This window comes from Chloroflexota bacterium, assembly GCA_018648225.1.
Lineage (GTDB): Bacteria > Chloroflexota > Anaerolineae > Anaerolineales > UBA11858 > NIOZ-UU35.
The window spans coordinates 1-4,166 of record JABGRQ010000223.1 but is presented as its reverse complement, the minus strand read 5'-3'; the positions used below and the strand labels follow the sequence as shown (position 1 = coordinate 4,166).

Genomic DNA, 4,166 nt, shown 5'->3' with positions numbered 1-4,166 from the left:
CGATAATGTGGAAATTATCGAAAGTAATAACCGTGCTAGATGGCCTGGTTTCTCCAAAAAAAGTTATCGTTTTGACATTATTTTTCTTAAGATACCCAAGATTTCACCCTAATTGGGTAACAACATCAACACCAGATGAAGGTGCTAAAAAAACGCGCTTAAAAACCGGGGAAGGGTTGCTTTATTGAGCAGCGCACTTGGCGCAACAATGTCTAGCAGAAAACCAGAAGCGCCCTTCGGGCGCAGTTGCCAGAAACCAGTGCCCAGCAAGCAGAAACCAGAACTAGCGAGCCACCCCTTTGCGCCTGCGGCGCTACAGGGGCGCTGCGCGGGGGGAAAGAACACGAAACCCGAGATAATTGAGGAAGTTGTCGGGGACGAACCAGTTCCGATAGGCGCAGCGCACGTCCCTCCGAATGTAGTCCCACGCGCCGCCGCGCAGCACGCGGTTAATGTATTTTTCTTCCCACCATGAATTCGTCCACTCCCAAACGTTGCCACCCAAGTCCCTGACACTTTCTGGGATATCGCCATTGGAAAACTGCCCAATCAACGAAGTAGATGCCAAGTTGAAATCATCGCTGTCCAACCATTTTTTCCATTCTTCGTAATCGCTTAAATCAGCTTTATTAGCCCAAAATTCCGCACAATTGGCTTTATTGCGGTCAAATTCATTCCCCCAGGGGTATTCGCGGCCATCCACGCCGCGGGCGGCGCGCTCCCATTCTTGTTCGGTCGGTAAACGAATGGGCTTACCGAGTTCCCTCGCCAGCCAATTGCAATAGGCTTCAGCCTCAAACCAGCTCACCCCCACCACCGGGGTCAGGGGGTTATTCCACTTGCGGTCATGCCACCAATACGGTTCGTTGCGTTTCTCCGGCGGGCGATTTGAGAGCCAGTTTTTGTATTTATCCGGCGCTTTGCTATCATAGTCGCCGGTACGCCAAGCCCAGCCTTCGGCGCTCCAGAATTCCTGGATGTTATATCCGCCTGCATCCACAAAACGCCGGTATTGCAAATTGGTGACCGGGTATTTGGCAATCTCAAAGGGCTGCTCGATAACCGTTTTCTCTTTCTCATCCCCATAAAGAAATGGCCCAGCGGGGATAGGAATGAAGGTATCCAGATCATCCGGGTGCCAGCCCGTGCGCCCCAAGATAAACCCGGCATCGCACTGCACGGCGGGCGGCAGGGAACGATCATAGATCGCAGCCAGCAATGTTGCTTGTACGCGGGTAGCCGTCACACGGCCCAAGCCCTGCGCACCCACATCTTCCAGGCAGGTTCCCGCCATGATGATATTCTGACCGGCTCCATCCTCAGAACATTCCATCGCCAGCATGGCCTCCACAACTTTACCCGCCGTGTGCGGGTTCTCGCGCACAATGCCCCATACGCCAATCGCCAGCAAGATCGTCTCGCGCCAGCCGGGGTCGGTGAGATGCTGCTGGATGAGCGCCAAACTCGCTGCCATATCCGTTTGGCTCAACTTCTCCAGACCGCGGGCGGCCAGGGCTTCTTCAAAGGTCAGGTGGATGAAACCATAGCGCCCCTGACCGCGTTCCAGTAGCAGATTCGAGTATTTGCGCACGCTCTTCAAAAAGGCACTGGCTGCGCGGCGTGCTTCGCCGCGCTTCATGCCCCATTCTTCCCCCTGATGGTAATCGGTCAGCCAGTCGAGTAGTTTTTCTTGCGAAACCAGCCCAGCGGTAGGATTCTCTTGCCGCAGCCACAAGGCCAGCGGCCCCAAAATAGATACGGTCTCTAAATAGTCCAGCGCCGGGCCAGCGGGACGTTTATCCAGCGCACGCGCCTGGCTCCAGGCGGTGATGAGGGTCTTCAGGTAGAGTTCGTACAATTCTACCCGGCGATTGGGCAGCGAGACGCCCTGACGTTTGATAAGCGCCAAAATGGTCAGCAGCAACGGATTGCTGGCTAACTGCCCCACACCGGGGCTGGCTGTGATCGAATCGAGCAGGGCGCGGCGTTCTTCTTCGGCGCGGGCGTGCGCTTCGGGGGTATTACCCAGGGTGCTGATCTCGAAGGCCAGACACCAGCGTTGAGCGAAGTCTTCGATGGCCCGGTGGTCGAAATCGAGCAAAGTGTAGAGCGACCAACGCTGCGAGTTGAGCGGGGCTTCGCGATAACCCACAATGCGGCTGGTGATAGCAACTTTATTGCCCTTGCCCACCGCTTCGGCGGCAAAAGTTTCCACTTTATGCACCAAGCGGGCGCGCTCATTTTGTACTTCGTCCAGGCCATCCAGCAGCACTACGGCCTGCCCTTGTTCCAGCGCGGCATCAAAGAGCGGCTGCAAGTTGGCAATGCCTTGCGCCAATCCTGCAAAATAGTGCGGCAGATAGCCTTGCAGGTTAATATCCTCCTGTTCCAACGCGGCAGCGTAGGCGTTCATGGGTACAAGGATCGGCAGCGGGGCGTTTTTCTCGGCGGCCAGGTGCAGGGTCAGATGTTTGAGCAGGGTGGTTTTGCCCGAACCGGGATCGCCCAGCACCACCACGCGCGAGTGTTCGCCCATTGCTTGCTCTACCGCCAGGGGCGCGGATTCGGTTTTGACGACCAAGGTTTCATCCGGCAGCGCCTCGGCGTCCAGCATTCGCCCGGCCAGACGACGCTCCCAAGTTTCACCGGCGGGCATTTCGGGGCGCGCCACCAGCGGCACGTAGACCTCTTCAAGCCGCAGTTCGCGCGACAAGGATTGTAGCTGCGGAATGCCCTTGAAATCCAGAGCGTGATAGCTGCGTTCCAGGTGCGTCAGATATTCACGACGCAATGCTTTTAGATCGGGGTGCGGCTGAAAGGCGGGCATTTGGATAATTTGGTTGATCTGGTCGCCCATAACGACATCTCGCTGGGCGGTGATCGTTTCGATTTTGGTTTGCTTTGCCATTTTGGTCTATCCCTTTCAAAGCACGCGATAGCGCGTCCCCCGACCCTGCCCCAGGCGTTCAATTTTCTTGAGATGGATGAGCCGGTTCAAGACCTGGTTGATCGTGGGGCGCGGGATATTAAGATTTTCGGACAATTCTTTTGGGGTAGCTTCCTGGACGGATTGCAAATATCCCCAGACTTCAAGCTGACGCGGCGAAAGCAGCTTATCCAAATTCTCCGCGGAGAGAAGATCAAGCGCCATTTGCGCTTGCTGATAGGCAGCATCCATAAAAAACTCCAGCCAGGGTAAGATCGTTTCCGCTTCCGTGTGGAGGGTTTTCTGACTCTGGCGCAGAGCCAGGTAATATTCGGGCTTGTTATCTTCAATAATTTTTTCGTGCGAAGCGTAGGGCATATAGGCATACCCGGCTTGCAGCATCAGCAGGTTGGTCAGGATGCGCGACAGGCGGCCATTGCCATCCTGAAAGGGGTGGATTTGCAAAAACTGCACCAGGAAGCTGGCGATGATCAGCAGGGGGTGATATGTTTGCGCATCCCTGGCCTGCTGTGTCCATTCGACCAGTTCTTGCATGTCTTTGGGGGTCAGGTAGGCGGGTGTGGTATCGAATAAGATACCGATGGATTGCCCGGCTTCATCCACCATGTGGACTTTATTCTCTTGCTTTTTGTATTCGCCGCGATGCCGGGTATCTTTTTCAACGTATTTGAGCAGTTCCTGGTGAAAATGTTGGATGAGTCCCTCGGAAAATCGCAGGCGATCCCAGGATTCAAAGACATTGGTGAGCAGTTCGTAGTAGCCCTGGACTTCCTGCATATCCCGATTGGCGAATTGCTGCATGGAAATCCCGCGCATTAACTTTTCGACATCTTCGTCCGATAAGCGCGCCCCTTCGATGCGCGTGGATGCGCCGGTGGAGGTCACCAAGACCGATTTTTTGAGCCGCCCCAACACCTGTGGGCTGAGTTTTACGCCCCCAACCCAGCGCCCTTTGAGTTCATCTATTTGAGCGATGCGCTGCCAGATGTCGGCTGGTAAGCTGTTCAGGCGTTGGTCAAGGTTTGAGTGGTTCACTGGAAATTCCTTCTCTTGGGCTTTCTTACTGTTTCAACTGTATAAGATTATATAAGAAAGGCGTTTTTTCGCCAAACGCGTTTAAAAAACGGGAGCGGGTAGCTTTATTGAACAGCGCACTTTGCACAACAAGGTAGAAAAGAAAAACAGAAGCGCCCTTCGGGCGCAGTTGCCAGAAACCAGT

Annotated in this window: 2 protein-coding genes; both read right to left on the bottom strand. The window is 54.8% G+C overall.

Annotation, left to right across the window (positions count from 1 at the left end; all coding sequences use genetic code 11):
• Positions 1-313: 313 nt before the first annotated feature.
• Positions 314-2,908: an SUMF1/EgtB/PvdO family nonheme iron enzyme gene (locus tag HN413_18380; GenBank protein MBT3392370.1), complete on the bottom strand. Its 2,595-nt coding sequence runs from the start codon at positions 2,906-2,908 to the stop codon at positions 314-316.
• Positions 2,909-2,923: 15 nt separating this feature from the next.
• A complete protein-coding gene (locus HN413_18375) occupies positions 2,924-3,982 on the bottom strand; it encodes a Fic family protein (protein MBT3392369.1) in 1,059 nt (352 codons plus the stop codon).
• Between the last annotated feature and the right edge of the window lie 184 nt (positions 3,983-4,166).

What these genes read in the sequence shown, in the direction of transcription:
- HN413_18380 (MBT3392370.1), bottom strand. Translation starts at nt 2,908, where the DNA reads ATGGCAAAGCAAACCAAAATCGAAACGATCACCGCCCAGCGAGATGTC.